Genomic DNA, 17,574 nt, shown 5'->3' with positions numbered 1-17,574 from the left:
TTTCCCCGTGGGTGGTAGAAACAACGTACCCGCACCGACCTGTTGGAAGAGCCCGAGGGGATACGATGAAACTGCGCTGTGCCGTGCTCGACGACTACCAGGACGTGGCCCTGTCCTCGGCCGACTGGTCCGGTGTCCGGGACGCGGTGGACGTGGTGTCGTATACGCGCTATTTCACCGACCGGGACGCGCTGGTCGAGGCGATCGGGGACTGCGAGATCGTGGTCATCATGCGGGAACGCACCCCGTTCCCCGCGGAGCTGTTCGCCCGGCTGCCCCGGCTCCGGCTGCTCATCACCACCGGGATGCGCAACGCGTCCGTCGATCTGGAGGCGGCCGCGCGGCACGGGGTCACGGTGTGCGGCACGGCCAGCTCCTCCGAGCCGCCCGTCGAGCTGACCTGGGCGCTGATCCTCGGTCTGGCCCGCCACCTGGTGCGGGAGAGCACGGCGCTGCGGGACGGCGGGCCGTGGCAGAGCACGGTCGGCATGGATCTGCACGGCCGTCGGCTCGGCCTGCTGGGCCTGGGCAAGATCGGCACCAAGGTGGCCCGGATCGGCCAGGCGTTCGGCATGGACGTGGCCGCCTGGAGCCAGAACCTTGACGCCGAGCGGGCGGCGGCGGAGGGCGTCGGGTTCGTCTCCTCCAAGGAAGAGTTGCTGGAGACCAGCGATGTGGTCACGGTGCATCTGGTGCTCGGCGACCGCACCCGGGGGTTGCTCGGCGCGCCGGAGCTGCGGCGGATGCGCCCGACCGCGTACCTGGTGAACACCTCCCGCGCGGCCATCGTGGATCAGGCGGCCCTCGCGGACGCCCTGCGGGGCGGCTGGATCGCGGGCGCGGGGGTCGATGTGTTCGACGAGGAGCCGCTGGGTCCGGAGCATCCGTTCCGGACGCTGCCGAATCTGCTGGGCACCCCGCATCTGGGCTATGTGACCCGGCGCAACTACGAGGGCTACTACGGCGGCGCGGTGGAGGACATCCGGGCCTACCTCGCGGGCGAGCCGGTCCGCGTCCTCATCGCGCCGTAGCCGGGGCGGGGTTCAGGATTCGGTCAGGGTGTCCAGGGCCATGACGGCGACATGGAGCCGCGAGCGCTGGGCGCCGGACTCCAGACTGCCGCCGACCAGCCGCTCGATGGTGTGCAGGCGCTGGTAGAAGGCCTGCCGGGACAGCCCGGCCTGTTTGGCGGCGACCGACTTGTTGCCCGCGGCGTCGAGGTACTGGCGCAGGATGGCCAGCAGGTCGCCGCCGTGCCGTTCGTCGTGCTGCATCAGCCGGCCCAGCTCCCGTTCCACATAGTTCTGGACCCGGACGTCGTCGCGCAGCGTGTACAGCAGCTCGGGCAGCCCGAGGTCCGCGGACACGTGGAACGGCCGTCGCGGCGTGCCGGGGCCGATGGCGTCCGCGACCTCCTCGGCCTGGTGGAACGACCGCGCCACCTGGTCGAGCGCGGTCACGCCGGGGCCGACCGCGAGGACGGCTTCCTCGCCGAGCGTCTCCTCGGTGATCCGGCCGATGCGCTCCACGACGGGCTGCCACGCGGCGGCGAGCGGCAGGGTGAGCAGGACGCCGGTGCGGTCCGGGGAGAGCCTGCCGACCAGCGCGTGGATTCCGGCGCCGCGCAGGTCCTCGCCGACCCGGCTGTCCAGGTCGGCGCGGTCGGCAGCATCGGGCCGGTGGCGAAGAGCCAGGGCGATGTAGAGGTGGCCGACGGTCGGCAGGCCGAGGGCCTCGATCCGGATGCGGGACTCGGTGCGGCCGAGGTGGCCACCGTGGCGCAGCTCCAGCAGGGCCGACGCGCGGGCCTCCCGGTCCCACTGGGTGTGGCCGGTCATCCGGGCCAGGGTGAGGGCGGTCGCGGCGCGCCGGAGGATCAGGATGTGCTCGGGACCGGAGGCGGGGCCGGTCTGGTCGGGCAGCGCGACGAGGCGCCCCCAGCGCTGTCCGTCGTGTTCGACGGGGGCCACCAGCCAGCCTTCGGACCCGCTGGGCGCCGCGTGGTCGGGGGTCGGGGTGGCGCGGGAGCGGCGCTGCCACGCCTCCAGTATCTGGCCGCCGGGGCGGCCCGCCGTACAGGCGATCACGGCGTGGTGCACCAGGTTCTCCAGCACCACCGACCGTCCCATCAGGTCGGCCGCGACCTGGACCAGCTCTTCGGGCCGGGCGCCGCGCAGGGTCAGGTCGGTGAAGAGCTCATGGACCTGGTGGGAGCGGCGCAGCAGTTCACCCTGCGCGTCCAGGATCAGCGCGTGGACGGTCTGGGTGACCTCGATGAACCGGATGCCGTGGGAGAGCACGATCAGCGGGAGGTCCCGGGCCCGGCAGGCGGCCACCAGGTCCGGGGGCACCTGCTGGTAGCGGCGGCCCAGCTCCACGACCAGACCGGCCGCGCCGACGTCGGCGAGCTGGTCGGCGTAGCCGCGCAGCCGGGTGGGGTCGTTGGGCTGGGGCATGCCGGTGGTGAGCACCAGCTCGCCGCCCTCGAGGAACGACGCCGGGTCCAGCAGCTCGGTGACGTGGACCCAGCGGACGGGACGGTTCAGCCGGTCCTCGCCCGCCATGACCCGGGGCAGTCCCGCGGCGATGACGGGCAGCCGCAGTACGTCGGCGACGGTGAGCGATGCCATCCGGCCCGGTTCCTCCCTGCACTGTGCCCGCCGTGGCGGGCGGATCTCTGGAGCCCCGGCGGCGCGCGGGGAGGCGGGGCGCCGGGACTCCAGGATCTCAGGGTCGCCGGGCAATGAGGTCGGCGACGGTGGCGATGGGCGACGTACGGGTGCGGCCGCCCGCCTCGTGCCGGTCCGCCAGCCGGTAGGCGACGTACAGTCCGCGGACCCCGAGCCAGCGGAACGGCTCCGGCTCCCAGGTGCCCGGGCGGTGGCCGGTCCACGGCAGCCGGGTCAGCCGGGTGTCCCGCTTCAGCACCAGGTCGGTGAGGGTGCGGGCGGCCAGGTTGGTGGAGGTCACGCCGTGGCCGACGTAGCCGCCTGCCCAGCCGATCCCGGTGGCCCGGTCGAGGCCGACGGTGGCCGACCAGTCGCGGGGGACGGCGAGGACCCCGCACCAGGCGTGGTCGACCCGGACACCGGCGGTCTGCGGCAGCATCCGCTGGAGGGTCTGGGTGAGCTCGCCGATCGTACGGTCGCTGACCCGGCCCGAGTCGTCGGTGCGGGAGCCGAAGCGGTACGGGACACCGCGCCCGCCGATCGCGATCCGGTCGTCCGGGGTGCGCTGGGCGTACATGTGGCCGTGCGCGGTGTCGCCGAGGGTTTCCCGGCCCTCCCAGCCGATTTCCTTCCAGACCTCCGCGGGCAGCGGCTCGGTGACGATCATCGAGCTGTTCATCGGGAGCCAGGCCCGCCGCAGCCCCTTGAGGGAGGCGGTGAACCCCTCGGTGGCGCGGAGCACCACGGGGGCGCGGACCGTGCCGTGCGCGGTGAGGGCGCGGCCCGGCTCGATGGCGGTGACGGGCGACTTCTCGTAGATCGTCACGCCGAGCCGTTCCACCGTCTCGGCGAGCCCCCGGACCAGGGCGGCGGGCTGCAGCCGGGCGCAGTGCGGGGTGTACGCACCGGCGGTCACCCCGTCGATGGCGATGTGCCGCGCGGACTCCGCGGGGGTGAGCAGGACGGACTCCGGCACCCCCCACTCGTGGTCCTGCTCGACCTTGTGCCGCAGCCGGGTGGCCTGGGCGGGGGTGCGGGCGACCCGCAGGGTGCCGCCCTTGACGATGTCGGCGTCGATGCCCTCGCGGGCGGCGACGGCGATGACCTCGTCCACGGCCTCGTTCATGGCCTGCTGCCAGTCGAGGACGGCGTCGCGGCCGCAGGTGCGGGCCAGCCGGTCGCGGGCGCCGGGGATCAGGCCGGAGGCCCAGCCGCCGTTGCGGCCGGAGGCTCCGAAGCCCGCGAACTCGGCTTCCAGCACCGTGATGCGCAGGGACGGGTCGGCCTGCTTGAGGTAGTAGGCGGTCCACAGTCCGGTCATTCCGGCGCCCACGACGCACACATCGGCGTCGCGGTCGCCGGGCAGCGCCGGGCGGGGGGCGGGCAGTTCGGCGAACCAGTGGGCGACTCGCCCGTTGACCGGTGCCGTGGTGGCGGACATGAGGTCCTCTCGCGGTGTGGGGGACGGCCTGGAGCCGGATCAGACGCCGAGCAGGCCGGGCAGCTCGGACAGGTCCTTGATCTCCTCGTACGGCTGGAAGGCGGCCGAACCGGGGAAGCCGTACCGGTTGACCCAGATCCGCCGCATGCCCTCGTACCGCTTGGTGGGCATGATGTCGTACTCCCAGCCCTGGGCCGTGTGGATGATGTCCTCCGGCCCGCGGCCGGTGGCCTTCATGAGGTATTCGAACGCCTGCGGCAGCGGCTTGAACGCCCCCGCCTGCTCGGCGGTGAGGACGTAGTCCCACTCCACGCCCAGCTCGTCGACGGCGTAGGAGATCAGGTCGTCCTCGCTGTTGGAGAGGATGGCGATGTCGTACTCGCCCTTGAGGCGGCGCAGCGCGTCGGGGACCTCGCGGAACGGCTTGAACTTCTTGATGGCCTCGATGAGGGCCTCGCCGTCCTCGTCGCGGTACTCCAGGCCGTGCAGCAGCATGACGTTGTGCAGGGTGCGGCGGACGGTCTCCCGGTACGGGCGGTAATGGTCCACGACGCCCTGGAACCGCATCACGTACGCGTCGTGGTGGAACTGGTCGGGGTCGACGCCGAGCTCGGCGAGGCGGTCCTTGACGATCTCGTGGGTGGCCGTGCGGGTGTCGAAGTTGATGAGGGTGCGGTAGCAGTCGAAGGAGACGACCTTGCGCATGGGAGGTCCTTTCGGAGAGGCGGAGAGACGGAGCGGCGGAGCGCCGGAGCGCCGGAGAGAGGGCGGGACGGGAGGGACGTGGCGCGGTCAGGCGCGGCGGCTGGCTTCCGCCAGGCCCAGGTCCTTGGTTTCGGGGGCGAGGACGATGGAGGCGATGAGGCCGATGACGGTGATGCCCACGCCCATCGCGAGGGTGCCGCGGACGCCGAAGTCGGTGGTGAGCATGGGCAGCAGGAAGGTGCTGGAGGCGGAGCCGACCCGGCTCATGGCGGTGGCCACGCCGACGCCGGTGGCGCGCAGGTCGGTGGGGAACAGTTCGCTCGGGTACACGAACTGCAGTCCGCTGCCCGCGGCCTCGAAGAACTGGAACCCGGCGAAGAGGGCGACCACCAGGAACGCGTAGTGCAGCGGCAGCACGATCAGGGCGATGAGGCAGACGTTGATGCAGGCGAAGCTGCCGATGAGCAGGGGCCGCCGGCCGATCCGGTTGACGACGAGCAGCCCGACCGCCGTACCCGCGACCGCGATGGTGGTGATGAGCGCGCTGGCGCCGAAGGTGCTGGTCACCCCGAACGACTCCAGCATCTGCGGCTGGAAGGACCGTACGGCGAAGGCAGGCGCCACCTGACAGATCCAGAACACCGAACAGAACAGGGCGGGGACCCCGTAGCCGCGGCGGAAGATCTCCGCCAGGTTGCCCAGTCCGGAGCCGCCGCGCCGCGTGCCGCTCTCGGCGAGCAGTTCCTCGGTGCTGACCTCCTGGCGGAGGTGGCGGCGCACGACCTCCTTGGCCTCCTCCACCCGGCCGCGGGAGGCCAGCCAGCGGGGCGATTCGGGCACTCCGGCCCGGAAGAACATGAAGATGATGGCGGGGACCGCGCCGGAGGCCAGCATCCAGCGCCATGCGTCGTCGCCGGTGCCCATCAGCAGCCACCCGGCCCAGAAGCTGACGCCGTAGCCGACCCACCAGGCGAGGACCAGGCCGGACAGGGCCGGGCCGCGTATCTTGCGCGGCACCAGCTCGGAGGTCAGGGCGGACGCGATCGGGTAGTCCGCGCCGATCGCGATGCCGATCAGCAGCCTCAGCACCAGCAGCTGCCACGCCTCGGTGACGAAGAACTGCAGGGCCGAGAAGACCACGAAGGTGAGCAGGTTGAGCACATACATCAGATGGCGGCCGACCCGGTCGGTGATCGGTCCGAAGACCGCGCCCCCGATGAAGACGCCGACCAGGACGGAGGCGGCGATCAGCCCCTGCCACATAGTGTTCAGGCTGAGCGCCGGGGTGATCAGGCCGAGGGCGACGCCCATGATGCCCAGCAGATAGCCGTCGCAGAACGGCCCGCCCATGGCGACGGCGACCATCCTGCGGTGGAAGCTGGTGACGGGGGCGTCGTCGAGGCTGTGGGCTCTTGCGGTGGCTTCTTGCGATGCGTTGGACAAAGACATGCTTGAGACTCCTGGGGACGAGGAGAAGGCGCTTAAGGCGCTGGGGCGCGGCCGATGCGACACCGGCGGTGTGGCATCGGGCGTCAAGCATTCGTGCGGGGCGCGGCGGGGGCCGCGGGGTGTGCTGCCGGGGACGGGCAGATGACGGGAGGTGGATGGCCCTCACCATGGTTCAGCCGTCCGGCACCGTCAACGGCCATCCTGTTCCATCACCGGCCCCGTGGTGGACACTGTGTACGCCGGGTACGCACCGGGGCTGCGCAGGACTTTGGTCCCGGGCCGCGCGGCCTGCCGGGACACAGCGTCCACAACGGCCCGCCGGAGCGGACACTGTGCCCGTTGCCCCGTCGCGCGGGTGCGGTCAGGGTGTGGGAATCCGTTCCGCACCCTTCCTGACCTCGGGAGAACCGTCATGACACTCCGGTGTGAGCCCCCGGGCGGCGGCATGAGCGACCCGCCGGGAGGCGGCCGTGGGTGACCGGCTCGTCGTCCTGTACAACGGCCATCTGCCGTACAACCGCGAGCGGATCGAGTCGCTGGCGCGGACCGTGTACGTGACCGAGGAGGAGCTGCCCGCGGTCCTCCCCGGTGCGGACACCCTCCTCGCGTGGTGGCCGCTGAGCCCGGCCGTGGCCGCCTCGTGGCCCGCCGATCCGGCGAAGGCTCCCCGCTGGGTGCATGTGGCCGCCGCGGGGGTGGATCCGTATCTGTTTCCCGCGCTGACCGGCAACCCGGATGTGGTGCTCACCAACTCGCGCGGCGTGTACGACCAGTCCATCGCCGAATACGTCCTCGGGCTGGTCTTTTCCCTCGCCAAGGACTTCCCCGGCATGTGGGACCACCAGCGCGGCCGTCAGTGGCGGCCGCGCGACAGCGAGCGCGTCGGCGGCCGCACCGTGCTGGTCTGGGGCACCGGATCCATCGGCCGGGCGGTGGCCCGGCTGCTGCGCGCGGTCGGCATGCGGGTGAGCGGCGCGGGCCGCACCCCGCGCGCCGACGACCCCGACTTCGGCACCGTGCACGGTCCGGCGACCCTGCGCACCGGGCTGGGAGAGGCCGATTACGTGGTGCTGGCCGCCCCGCTCACCCCGGCCACCCGGGGCATGGTGGACGCCTCGGTGCTGGCGGCCATGAAGCCCGGCGCCCGGCTGGTCAACGTGGGACGCGGCCAGCTGGTGGACGAGCCCGCGCTCGTGGACGCCCTGTCCGGCGGCAGGCTGGCCGGTGCCGCGCTGGACGTGTTCGCGCACGAGCCGCTGCCCGCCGCCTCCCCGCTGTGGGAGCTGCCGGGGGTCATCGTCTCCCCGCACACCGCGGGTGAGGTGGTCCACTGGCGTCACGACCTGGCCGACCTGTTCCTGGACAACCTGTTCCGCAGGGCCGAGGGCCGTCCGCTGCACAACGTGGTCGACAAGGAGCTGGGTTACGTCAGGTAAGTGGTGGCCACCACTCCGTTTCACCTTCCCTCCGGCCGGAAAGCCGCAGAGGACGGGGAAAAACCATTCGCCCGCAGACGGAGGGGAACGTGGCGCACACCACACCAGGTCAGGGCACCGGCGCCGAGCGGATCCGGGAGAACACCAGAGGGCAGGGCGCCCCGCCGACCCGGCGGGGAATGCTCTCGGTGACGGCGGCGGCCGGTCTCGGTCTGCTCGCCGGATGCGGCGAGCAGAACACCGAATGGGCCAAGCCCGCCAGGAGCCCCACGCCCTCCAAGGGCCACGGCACCTCCGCCGCGGGATCCGACAACAAGGCCAGTCGCTCGCCGTCGCCGCGGCCGACGAAGCGACGGCCCGAACTCCCCCGCGGCGGCCGGGATCTGTCCCGGTACCGCCTGGTGGGGTACTGCGGACTGCCCGGCGCCGCCGCACTCGGCCGGCTCGGTACCGGTGACCTGAACCAGCGGGTCAAGGAGATCGAGAAGACCGCGCGCGACTACGCCGCGGACCGGGAGCCGCTGCCGGTCCTCGAACTGCTCGCGACCGTGACGAACAGCTCCGCGGGGTCGGACGGCACCTATCGCACCCGCGTCCCGGACGACACCGTCCGCCGTTTCCACGACGCGGCCCGGCGCCATGACGCGATGCTGCTGCTCAACATCCAGCCGGGCCGGGCCGCGGCGCTGGACGAGGTCAAGGCGCTGCGCAAGTGGCTCGTCGAGCCCGATGTGGGCGTAGCGCTGGACCCCGAATGGGACATGGGCCCGGGCGAGGTGCCGGGCGACACCTACGGCCACACCAGCGGGCAGGAGCTGACCGACGTGGCGCGCTATCTGTCCGAGATCGTGGCGGAACACGATCTGCCGGAGAAGCCGCTCGTCTTCCACCAGGTGGCGGTGTCCGTGGTCCGCGACCAGTCCGCGCTGCGCCAGCAGCCCGGCGTCGTCATGATCAAGAGCGCGGACGGCATCGGCTCGCCGGGCATGAAGCGGGACACCTGGCGGCAGCTGGTCAAGGACCAGCCGGAGGGGCTGCGCACCGGCTTCAAGCTCTTCTACGAGGAGGACGCCGAGGTCAGCCGACTGATGACGCCGAAGGAGGTCTTGGCCCTGCGGCCGCGGCCGGACTACGTCATGTTCGAGTGAGAGCGACACGCATGAGGCCGCCCCCGGACCGGATGGTCCGGGGGCGGCGCTTGTCGTCGGCGCGGGTCAGGTCCGTGGCGCGGTTGCGACGGAGACCGGCTCATGTTCGGCAGGCTCGCCCGTACCGGGCCGGGTGAAGCGCATCAGGACGCAGGCGCCCGCGTACAGGACCGCCACCACGAGCAGCAGGGCCTGGTAGCCGGTGACCAGCGCGAGATATTCGAGGGTGCCGCCGACCAGCGAGCCGAGCAGGTTGGCGCCGAAGGCCGCCGTGGGGTCGGAGGCCACGGCCAGCCGGTCGGAGAAGATGAGGTTGGCGCAGAAGATGGGCGCGAAGGCCAGCGCGATCGCGGCGGCGAGCCGTCCCGCGAAGGGCAGCCCGAGCACCAGATGGGCCGGGATCAGCCAGGAGACGGCCAGCGACGCGAACAGCAGGAGCTGCAGCGCCAGCTGGTTGAGCTTGCGCAGCCGCCGCCGTACCTCGACCGCGCACAGCACGGCCAGCAGCACACCGGCGAAGACCATGGCGTTGACCAGCCAGGTGGTGCCGAAGTAGAGCGCGAAGCCGATCACGTTCTTGGTTTCGAGCAGCATGAAGGCGGCACCGAGCAGGAACATGTCGGCGTATCGCACGGTCCGCCGCAGCCGTACGCCGGTCAGCCGCACCGATGCCAGGGTCACCAGCAGGATCGCGCCCAGCACCCCGAGGTAGAGGGTGGGAATGGTCCGGTGCAGCAGGTACGGGAACGGGTGGTCGTCGCTCGCGGCCTTCGGCACCGGGCCGGACGCCTTCCACGTGGCACCGCACGACTGGGCGGCCGGGGTGGTGCCTGCGACGAGGATCGCGGCCCTCTTGTTGCCGTAGTGGGTGATGCAGGGGGCGTGTCCGAAGACGGAGGTGAGGGAGCCGGCGAAGCGGTCGATGAGCCAGTTCTGCCGGTAGTAGTTGTACATGGCGAACGCGCCGCCGGGGGCCAGATGGCGATGGGCCGCCTCGAACGCCTGCCGGGTGAACAGATAGCTCTCCAGGCGCAGATTGCTGGCCCCGGACACCAGGGTCAGGGAGTCCGGCAGCGCAAGGACGATCAGGTCGAAGCGGGCGTCGGTCTGCTCCAGGAAGGCCCGTCCGTCGTTGATGTGGACGTGCACCCGGGGGTTGTCGTACGGGCGTGCCGGGTGCAGGGAGGCGCCGATCTCCTGAAGCCTCGGGTCGATCTCCACGGCGTCCACGCGCCGGGCCCCGTGGGCGAGGGCGAGGGCGACGTCGTTGCCGTTGCCCGCGCCGATGACCAGCACCCGGCGGTGGGAGTTGCGCGGGGTCTCGCGGTAGGGCTGCTCGTACGGTGAACCGGGCTTCCGCAGCGCCTTCAGCGGGGCGATGGACTGATGCGGAACACCGTTGGCGGCGATGTTGTAGTCCCGGGCGGCCGAGGCGGACTTCTTGACCTCGATCTTGTAGTACGGCGACCAGGAGATGCCGCTGGCCGCCGACTCCAGGGCCAGCACCGCCACCATCACGGCCAGCGGAATCGAGTACCGGACGGTGTAGCGCCGTCCGCCCAGCACCAGCATCGCCAGCGCCGCGAGCACACCCCACACCACCGACGGCGCGCGCAGCCAGGACAGCAGCGCGAAGGACACCGAGCCGGTGAGGGAGCCGAGCAGGTCGAAGCGGTATGCCTCCAGCGACGGCAGCTGCCGGAACTGGTCGGCCGTCATCTTGCCGATCGCCGCCATGATGAGCGCGGTCAGCCCGAACAGCACGGGCAGGGTGACCCACTGCGGCATACCGGTGGTCTTCACGGCGGTGAAGTAGATGACCTCACCGCTGGTCTGCCGCACCTGGACGGGAAACTCCCGGACCAGGACGACGAGGATGGCCAGCGGGATGGGCGCCCAGCGGGTGAGCCACTGCCCGCGGCCGGCGGGAAGGAGGAATCCGAGGCCGATTCCGAGGAACGAGCCCAGGAGGATGAAGTTCGAGAAATAGCTCAGATGGACGATATTGGCGCCGGTCCACCGGATCAGCGCCAGCTCGACGAAGAGCATGGTGGCGCTGGCCAGCAGCAGCCTCGCGCGCACGTTTTGCGGTCCAGGGCTGTGCTCCATGTCGGCCCACGCTGTCATCCGAGGCGGGGCAGGTCGAGCACCAGCAGGGCGGTCCGCCCGCCCCCGGAGCACATCTCACCTGATGGGCCCAATCGCTCGGGCAGGGCGGCCGGAGCGCTGTTGCGGGCCCGGTGTCCGAAGCGGAAATAGTGGTACTCGTCGCCGTTGTGCTTGTCTCCGGAAGGAAGGTGCGTCTCATGCCCAGGGGATCGAGCTCGAAGCGGGAGCGGCAGTACGAACACATCATGTCGCCCTCGCGTCGCGGCGGTCAGCGGTCGCACACCGGGTCGCAGGGCCCCACGCGGGACCAGCTCTACGCCGAGGCCAAGCGGCGCAACATCGAGGGCCGCTCCCGGATGACCAAGTCCCAGCTGAAGCAGGCGCTCGGGAAGTAGGCCCACGGCCCGGCCCCGCCCGGCGCGCGGGGTCAGTGTTCCTGGGCCGTGGGGCGCACCAGGATCTCGTTGACGGCGCTGTGCGCGGGCAGTGCCGCGCCTGGGCCGCGTCCCGCAGATCGGCGGTCAGCGGCACACAGGCGCGGCCCAGGTCCGGTGTTCGGGTCCGTCACCTTCGGCGCCGGAGGCGCTAGAACGCCCCGCTGTACGCGTTGAGCGCGGGCTGGCCGCCGAGGTGTGCGTACAGCACCGTGGAGTCCCTGGGGATGTCGCCCTCGCGCACGAGGTCGATGAGCCCGGCCATGGACTTGCCCTCGTACACCGGGTCGAGGATCACGCCCTCCAGGCCCCCGGTGAGCCGGATGGCGTCGAGGGTGGAGGCCACCGGGACGCCGTACGCGTCGCCCGCCCAGCCCTCCAGCAGGGTGATCTCCTCGTCGCGCAGCTCCCGGCCGAGGCCGATCAGCTCGGCGGTGTTCCGCGCGATCTTCTCCACCTGGGCATGGGTCTCGGCCGGTTTCGCGGAGCCGTCGATGCCCAGCACCCGCCGGGGGCGGTCCTGGCCCGCGAAGCCCGCGATCATCCCGGCCTGGGTGGAGCCGGTGACACTGCACACCACGATGGTGTCGAAGAACACGCCCAGCTCGCGTTCCTGCCGCTCGACCTCGTACGCCCAGTTGGCGAAGCCCAGCCCGCCCAGCGGATGGTCGGAGGCACCGGCCGGGATCGGGTACGGCGTACCGCCCGCGGCCCGTACCTCGTCCAGGGCGTGGGTCCAGCTGTCCTTGACTTCGATGCCGAACCCGGCGTCGACCAGCCGGACCTGCGCCCCCATGACGCGGGACAGCAGGATGTTGCCGACCTTGTCGTTTACCGCGTCGGGCCAGTCCACCCAGCTCTCCTGCACCAGGACGGCCTTCAGCCCCAGTCGGGCCGCCACGGCGGCGACCTGGCGGGTGTGGTTGGACTGCACTCCGCCGATGCTCACGAGCGTGTCGGCGCCTTGGCGGAGCGCGTCGGGGACCAGGTATTCGAGTTTGCGGGTCTTGTTGCCGCCGTAGGCCAGCCCGCTGTTGCAGTCCTCGCGCTTGGCCCAGACGCGGGGCCCGCCCAGATGGTCGCTGAGGCGGTCGAGGGGGTGGACGGGGCTGAGGCCGAAGAGCAGCGGGTGGCGGTCGAAGTCGTCGAGGGACATGACGGGCTCCATGGGGCAGGTGGGGCGGGTGCGTCGTGGTGTGTGCGCTCGTGGCGTGTGTGTCGTGGTGTGTTCAGCGTGGCCGGTGGCAGCCCTACCCCGTCGCACGACCGGGCTATGCGTGTACTCCGTTGGGGTCGGTCGGCGCGCCCGGCCCACCGGTCGCGGCGGACCATCGAAGCCAGTGACCCTGTCCGCCCCACTATCCAGGGAAGCCACGACCATAGGGAAGCCACGACCATGCCGCTGTACTTCGCCGACTCCTCCGAATCGCTGGTCCCCGACGCGCACGCCGGTTTCGCCACCGCCCACGCCGCCCTCGTGGAACACCACCCCGAACACGGATACTTCCGCGCCCGTGGCACCTCGCCCGCCCGCCGGGTCGGGCTGGTCTCCGGTGGCGGGTCCGGCCATGAACCGCTGCACGCCGGATTCGTCGGCGCCGGGATGCTGGACGCCGCCTGCCCCGGCCGGATCTTCGCCTCGCCGCACAACCGGCAGATCTTCGAGGCCAGCCGCGCCGTCGCCGGGGACGGCGGCGTACTGCATCTGGTCAAGAACTACACCGGCGACCGCATCAACTTCGGCATCGCCGCCGAACGCCTCCACCACGAGGGCATCCGCTGCGAGCGGGTGCTGATCGACGACGACCTCGCCACCGACTCCGACGAGATCGCCGTCGGCCGGCGCGGCACCGGCGCCACCCTGATCGTGGAGAAGGTCCTCGGCGCCGCCGCCGACGAGGGACGCGGACTGGACGACCTCGTCGCGCTCGGCGTCGATCTGACCCGGCGCTCCCGCAGCCTCGCCCTCGCCTCCGCCGCGCACACCACCCCCGCCTCCGGGACCCCGGCCTTCGACCTGCCCGAGGACGTGCTGGAATTCGGGGTCGGCATCCACGGTGAGCGCGCCGACAAGACCGTGCCGCACGCGCCGCTCAGCAAGCTGGTCGAGACCATGACGGACCGGCTGCTGGCCGCCCTCCCCCATGGCCCGCGGCCCCGGGTGCTCGCGCTGATCAACGGCCTGGGCTCGGTCACGTCCCTGGAGCTGTACGGGATCCACCACATCCTCACCAAGGCCCTCGACGCCCGGGGCACCGCCCTCGACCGGTCCCTGACCGGCACCTTCGTCAGCGCCCTCGACATGCGTGGCTTCTCGCTGTCCCTGATGGCCACCGACGACGAGGTCCTGCGCCTGTGGGACGCCCCCGCCCACACCGCGGCCTGGCCCCTGTGACCCCCGACCGCCGGTCCGAAGCCCCAAGGAGCCCCGCGCCCATGTCCGAGAACCCCGCCCCGCGCTCCCTCACCCGCGCCACCGTCACCGCCTGGCTGATGCGCTTCGGCGCCACCGTACGGTCCGTCGAACCCGAGCTGACCGCCCTCGACCAGCAGGCGGGCGACGGAGACTTCGGTGTCAACATCGCCACCGGCATGGACGGGGTGCGCCGCGCCCTGGACAGTCTGTCCGCCACCCCGGCGGTCGGCGAGGACACGGCGGAGGCGCCGCTGGCCGCCGCCGCCCGGGTCTTCCTCGACGAGGTCGGCGGCACCAGCGGCCCGCTGTTCGGCCTGCTCTTCCAGGAGCTGGCCGACGCGGTCGCCGCGGCCGCCCCCACCCCGCCCGGCACCGGCGAACTGGCCGCCGGGATCGCCGCCGGGACGGCCGCGATCCAGCGGGTGGGCGAGGCCGAGGTCGGCGACAAGACCATGGTCGACGCCCTTCTCCCGGCCGCGAAGGCGCTCGCCGACTGCCCGCCGACCGCCGAACCGGCCCGCTCGCTGCGGCTCGCGGCGGTGGCCGCCCACCGTGGCGCACGGGCCACCGCCTATCTGCGCGCCCGGCGCGGGCGGGCCAGCTACACCGGGGAGCACGCGGTCGGCGTCCCCGACCCGGGGGCCCTGGCCGTGGCGCTGCTGTTCGCCTCCGCCGATGGCGAACTGACCACCGTTAGCAGACTTCCTGAGCACCGGGGGGCCGAATACTGAGCCTTTAGGGATCTTCATCGAATCCGGACAGTTCCGCGAATGTGGGGTGTCATTCGCCACTAGGGTGAACGGTCATGAGCGGGGCCACGTCGGGCAGGCGAACAGGAACCTCGCTGGCTCGTACGAAGGTGACCGGGAGAAGCAGTGCACCAGGACACCCCCACCCGTGTGACAACGCCGCAGTCCACAGCGGAACGACCACCACGGGGTGAGGGCGCGGCCCAAGGCAAGGCCCGCGACGCGTATTTCGACAACGCGAAGTACCTCACCATCGTGCTGGTGGCCTGCGGCCACGCATGGGAGCCGCTGACGTACGGCAGCCGGGCCTCGATGGCGATCTACCTCCTGGTGTACGCGTTCCACATGCCCGCCTTCGCGCTGATATCGGGCTACTTCTCGCGCACCTTCGACATGGCGCCCAAGCGGTTGCAGCGGCTGCTCACCGGTGTGGTCGTGCCCTACGTCGTCTTCGAGATCCTGTACACCCTCTTCTCCCGCTGGGCGCAGGACAACCCGGACGAGCCGTTCAGCATGCTCGACCCGTGGTACGTGATGTGGTTCCTGGTCGCGCTGTTCATCTGGCGGATCACCACCCCGCTGTGGCTGGCGCTGCGCCATCCGGTGCCGGTCGCGCTGGCCGTGGCCGCGCTCGGCTCGCTCTCGCCCGAGACCGGCGGCGATCTCTCGCTGCAGCGCACCCTGGCGTTCCTGCCGTTCTTCGTGCTCGGGCTCACCCTCCGCCCGGAGCACTTCGCCCGGCTGCGCACCTGGCGGGCGCGGTGGATCGCGCTGCCGGTCGGGATCGTGGCGCTGATCACGGCGTACTCGGTGGCGCCGTGGTTCAACTCGGAGTGGTTCTACCACCGCAAGAGCGTCGCGGCGATGGACGGCGTACCGGAGTGGGCCGGGCTGCTCTCCACTCCCCTCCTCTTCGTGGGCGCGCTGGTGCTGACGGCCTGCTTCCTGGCCTGGGTGCCGGGGCGGCGCATGTGGTTCACGGTGCTCGGCGCGGGGACGATGTACGGCTATCTGCTGCACGGCTTCATCATCAAGTCGTCGCGTTTCGGCCGGTGGTACGACCATCCGTGGCTGCACACCCCGCTCGGTGAGCTGGCGGTGACCGCCGCGGCCGTCGCCATGATCACGCTGCTGTGCACGGCGCCGGTGCGGCGGGTCTTCCGCGGAGTGGTGGAGCCTCGCATGGCGTGGGCGTTCCGGCGCACCGGGAACGAGAAGTCCGGCGCCCGGCGCGTGGAGAGTTCGGCTTAGCCGTACGACGTCACCAGAAGCTCTCCGGCCGCGCCGGGGCACTCGTTCATGCGGAGGGCTCGTCGGGGACCGGCTGCTCGGGGTGTACGCCTCCGCTGTGCGGCTTTCCGCGCCGACGGGTGCCGGGTTCGTCCAGGTCGGGAACGTCTTCCGGGCGGTGGGGCGGGGTGGTGTGCGGGGTGCTGCCGGTGATGTCCAGTGGGTCCGGGCCGCCCTGCGCCTGCTGATCGGGCAGGTCCCTCGGGATCGCGGGGCCGTTCTCGCCGGGCGCTTCCGGTTGCCGGTCGTCACTCACGATGCGCTCCTCTCGTAGGCGGGTCTCGTGGGCGGAAAGGGACACAGGACGCCCGGTACCCCGCACACGGACACCAATGCAGACATTGCCGCTCCGCGTTTCCAGGTGTGAGGCCCGTCACCGTCAGGCCGCGAAATTGGTCTGAACACAACGAGCGGCCCCTGCGTATCAACAGCCGTAGCGAACCCCGTCCCCTGCGTACGACCCCGTGCGCCCCACAGGAGGTCATAAGTTGAGCCGGAGTCACAAGCGCGTCCCCAAGACAAAGATCGTCATTGGGGCTGCCGCGGCCGCCGCCGTCGTGGGTGCCGCCATTGTGCTGCCCAACGCCAATGCCTCGGAGGACAAGAAGTCCGAGGCCATCGACGCCAAGCCCAAGGCGTTCAACTCCTCGTCCGCCTCGGACGCCATCGCGCAGCTCGCGTCGAGTCTGGGCGAGGCGTTCGGCGGTGCCTGGTACGACAAGGAACAGCAGCAGGTCATCGTCAATGTCATCGGTGACAACAACAATGTCGAGGTCGCTGCGGTCAAGAGTGCCGGGGCCGTCCCCAAGGCCGCCAAGAACAGCATGAAGTCGCTGAAGGCCGCCGAGGCGACGCTCAAGGAGAAGGCCACCATGGCGGGCACCGCCTGGGCCATCAACCCCAAGACCAACAAGCTCCAGGTCACGGCGGACAGCACCGTCAAGGGCGCGAAGTGGGACAGCCTCGAGTCCACCGTGAAGTCGCTCGGCGCGGACATGGCCGACGTCAAGCGCTCCGCGGGCACGTTCAAGACCTTCGCCGAGGGCGGTGACGCCATCTTCGGTGGCGGTTCGCGCTGCTCCCTGGGCTTCAACGTCACCACCGACAGCGGCGATCCCGGCTTCCTGACCGCCGGTCACTGCGGTGTCGCGGCCGAGGAGTGGTCGGAGACCCAGGACGGCGCCCCGGTCGCCACGGTCAAGGACGCCACCTTCCCGGGCACCGGCGACTTCGCGCTCGCCACGTACGACGACGCCGCCACCGAGGCGCCGAGCACGGTCAACACCGGCGACGGCAAGACGGTGAACATCACCGAGGCGGCCGAGGCGTCGGTGGGCCAGGAGGTGCAGCGCATGGGCAGCACCACCGGGCTGAACGGCGGCTCGGTCACCGGTCTGAACGCGACCGTCAACTACGCGGAGGGCTCGGTCAGCGGGCTCATCCAGACCGATGTCTGCGCCGAGCCCGGCGACAGCGGCGGCTCCCTCTTCACCGACGACGGCAAGGCCATCGGCCTGACCTCCGGCGGCAGTGGCGACTGCACCGCGGGCGGTGAGACCTTCTTCCAGCCGGTGACCACCGCGCTGGAGGCCGTCGGCGCCACGATCGGCGACGGCGGAGCCGGTGGCGGCGCGGCCCAGTAAGGCCACGCCCTCGCACGGCTGACCCTCACGCACCGGGTGTCCCGCGCCGTTACCGCGGGACACCCGGGCGGGGGGCCGAAAACCG

At 71.5% G+C, this 17,574-nt stretch carries 15 protein-coding genes; 8 read left to right on the top strand and 7 right to left on the bottom strand.

Going from position 1 to position 17,574, the window contains the following annotated elements; genetic code table 11:
* The first annotated feature begins 65 nt into the window (after positions 1 to 65).
* Positions 66 to 1,031, top strand: a complete 966-nt coding sequence (locus tag ACZ59A_RS17205; protein ID WP_470959397.1) for a D-2-hydroxyacid dehydrogenase family protein — start codon at positions 66 to 68, stop codon at positions 1,029 to 1,031.
* A 12-nt stretch (positions 1,032 to 1,043) separates the two neighbouring features.
* On the opposite strand, the gene ACZ59A_RS17200 is transcribed toward ACZ59A_RS17205, so the two are convergent.
* The 4 genes from ACZ59A_RS17200 to ACZ59A_RS17185 all read right to left on the bottom strand — a co-directional run bounded on the left by ACZ59A_RS17200 (position 1,044) and on the right by ACZ59A_RS17185 (position 6,264).
* Positions 1,044 to 2,630 carry a PucR family transcriptional regulator gene (locus ACZ59A_RS17200; RefSeq protein WP_470959394.1) on the bottom strand — a complete coding sequence of 529 codons (1,587 nt, stop codon included), beginning with the start codon at positions 2,628 to 2,630 and terminating at the stop codon, positions 1,044 to 1,046.
* A 97-nt stretch (positions 2,631 to 2,727) separates the two neighbouring features.
* On the bottom strand, positions 2,728 to 4,110 hold the full coding sequence (locus ACZ59A_RS17195; protein ID WP_470959391.1) for an NAD(P)/FAD-dependent oxidoreductase: 1,383 nt from the start codon (positions 4,108 to 4,110) through the stop codon (positions 2,728 to 2,730).
* Positions 4,111 to 4,149: 39 nt separating this feature from the next.
* Entirely contained in the window at positions 4,150 to 4,815 is a 666-nt protein-coding gene (locus tag ACZ59A_RS17190) for an HAD-IA family hydrolase (protein ID WP_468045659.1), read from the bottom strand.
* 87 nt (positions 4,816 to 4,902) lie between these two features.
* A complete protein-coding gene (locus ACZ59A_RS17185; RefSeq protein WP_470959388.1) occupies positions 4,903 to 6,264 on the bottom strand; it encodes an MFS transporter in 1,362 nt (453 codons plus the stop codon).
* Positions 6,265 to 6,734: 470 nt separating this feature from the next.
* Between ACZ59A_RS17185 and ACZ59A_RS17180 the strand changes: the two genes are divergently transcribed.
* Positions 6,735 to 7,700 carry a D-2-hydroxyacid dehydrogenase gene (locus ACZ59A_RS17180; RefSeq protein WP_470959385.1) on the top strand — a complete coding sequence of 322 codons (966 nt, stop codon included), beginning with the start codon at positions 6,735 to 6,737 and terminating at the stop codon, positions 7,698 to 7,700.
* Between the two features lie 89 nt (positions 7,701 to 7,789).
* Positions 7,790 to 8,848 carry a hypothetical protein gene (locus tag ACZ59A_RS17175; protein WP_470959382.1) on the top strand — a complete coding sequence of 353 codons (1,059 nt, stop codon included), beginning with the start codon at positions 7,790 to 7,792 and terminating at the stop codon, positions 8,846 to 8,848.
* A gap of 66 nt (positions 8,849 to 8,914) precedes the next feature.
* On the opposite strand, the gene ACZ59A_RS17170 is transcribed toward ACZ59A_RS17175, so the two are convergent.
* Positions 8,915 to 10,930, bottom strand: a complete 2,016-nt coding sequence (locus ACZ59A_RS17170; protein ID WP_470959379.1) for a spermine/spermidine synthase domain-containing protein — start codon at positions 10,928 to 10,930, stop codon at positions 8,915 to 8,917.
* Positions 10,931 to 11,154: 224 nt separating this feature from the next.
* Here ACZ59A_RS17170 and ACZ59A_RS17165 point away from each other — a divergent pair, with 224 nt between their 5' ends.
* On the top strand, positions 11,155 to 11,352 hold the full coding sequence (locus ACZ59A_RS17165; RefSeq protein ID WP_470959376.1) for a hypothetical protein: 198 nt from the start codon (positions 11,155 to 11,157) through the stop codon (positions 11,350 to 11,352).
* A 190-nt stretch (positions 11,353 to 11,542) separates the two neighbouring features.
* On the opposite strand, the gene ACZ59A_RS17160 is transcribed toward ACZ59A_RS17165, so the two are convergent.
* Positions 11,543 to 12,547, bottom strand: coding sequence for a 1-aminocyclopropane-1-carboxylate deaminase (locus ACZ59A_RS17160; protein ID WP_470959373.1), 1,005 nt, complete (start codon positions 12,545 to 12,547; stop codon positions 11,543 to 11,545).
* A 240-nt stretch (positions 12,548 to 12,787) separates the two neighbouring features.
* Here ACZ59A_RS17160 and ACZ59A_RS17155 point away from each other — a divergent pair, with 240 nt between their 5' ends.
* From ACZ59A_RS17155 to ACZ59A_RS17145, 3 genes are all read left to right on the top strand, one after another.
* Complete coding sequence (locus ACZ59A_RS17155) at positions 12,788 to 13,786, top strand: dihydroxyacetone kinase subunit DhaK (protein ID WP_470959370.1); 999 nt, start codon at positions 12,788 to 12,790, stop codon at positions 13,784 to 13,786.
* 41 nt (positions 13,787 to 13,827) lie between these two features.
* Complete coding sequence (dhaL, locus tag ACZ59A_RS17150) at positions 13,828 to 14,538, top strand: dihydroxyacetone kinase subunit DhaL (RefSeq protein WP_468045641.1); 711 nt, start codon at positions 13,828 to 13,830, stop codon at positions 14,536 to 14,538.
* Positions 14,539 to 14,706: 168 nt separating this feature from the next.
* Entirely contained in the window at positions 14,707 to 15,807 is a 1,101-nt protein-coding gene (locus tag ACZ59A_RS17145; protein WP_470959367.1) for an acyltransferase family protein, read from the top strand.
* 46 nt (positions 15,808 to 15,853) lie between these two features.
* Here ACZ59A_RS17145 and ACZ59A_RS17140 read toward each other — a convergent pair whose 3' ends face one another.
* Positions 15,854 to 16,102 (bottom strand): hypothetical protein, encoded by a 249-nt coding sequence (locus tag ACZ59A_RS17140; RefSeq protein WP_470959364.1) that lies wholly within the window; start codon positions 16,100 to 16,102, stop codon positions 15,854 to 15,856.
* 232 nt (positions 16,103 to 16,334) lie between these two features.
* Here ACZ59A_RS17140 and ACZ59A_RS17135 point away from each other — a divergent pair, with 232 nt between their 5' ends.
* Positions 16,335 to 17,489 carry a S1 family peptidase gene (locus ACZ59A_RS17135; RefSeq protein ID WP_470959361.1) on the top strand — a complete coding sequence of 385 codons (1,155 nt, stop codon included), beginning with the start codon at positions 16,335 to 16,337 and terminating at the stop codon, positions 17,487 to 17,489.
* Positions 17,490 to 17,574: the final 85 nt, after the last annotated feature.

Source organism: Streptomyces sp. NPDC040405, assembly GCF_055595765.1.
The sequence above is the reverse complement of the archived record's forward strand: the minus strand, read 5'-3'. Positions and strand labels throughout refer to the sequence as shown.

Coding starts and splice junctions, on each gene's coding strand:
- ACZ59A_RS17205 (WP_470959397.1), top strand. CDS start 66: ATGAAACTGCGCTGTGCCGTGCTCGACGACTACCAGGACGTGGCCCTG.
- ACZ59A_RS17200 (WP_470959394.1), bottom strand. CDS start 2,630: ATGGCATCGCTCACCGTCGCCGACGTACTGCGGCTGCCCGTCATCGCC.
- ACZ59A_RS17195 (WP_470959391.1), bottom strand. CDS start 4,110: ATGTCCGCCACCACGGCACCGGTCAACGGGCGAGTCGCCCACTGGTTC.
- ACZ59A_RS17190 (WP_468045659.1), bottom strand. CDS start 4,815: ATGCGCAAGGTCGTCTCCTTCGACTGCTACCGCACCCTCATCAACTTC.
- ACZ59A_RS17185 (WP_470959388.1), bottom strand. CDS start 6,264: ATGTCTTTGTCCAACGCATCGCAAGAAGCCACCGCAAGAGCCCACAGC.
- ACZ59A_RS17165 (WP_470959376.1), top strand. CDS start 11,155: ATGCCCAGGGGATCGAGCTCGAAGCGGGAGCGGCAGTACGAACACATC.
- ACZ59A_RS17160 (WP_470959373.1), bottom strand. CDS start 12,547: ATGTCCCTCGACGACTTCGACCGCCACCCGCTGCTCTTCGGCCTCAGC.
- ACZ59A_RS17155 (WP_470959370.1), top strand. CDS start 12,788: ATGCCGCTGTACTTCGCCGACTCCTCCGAATCGCTGGTCCCCGACGCG.
- dhaL (WP_468045641.1), top strand. CDS start 13,828: ATGTCCGAGAACCCCGCCCCGCGCTCCCTCACCCGCGCCACCGTCACC.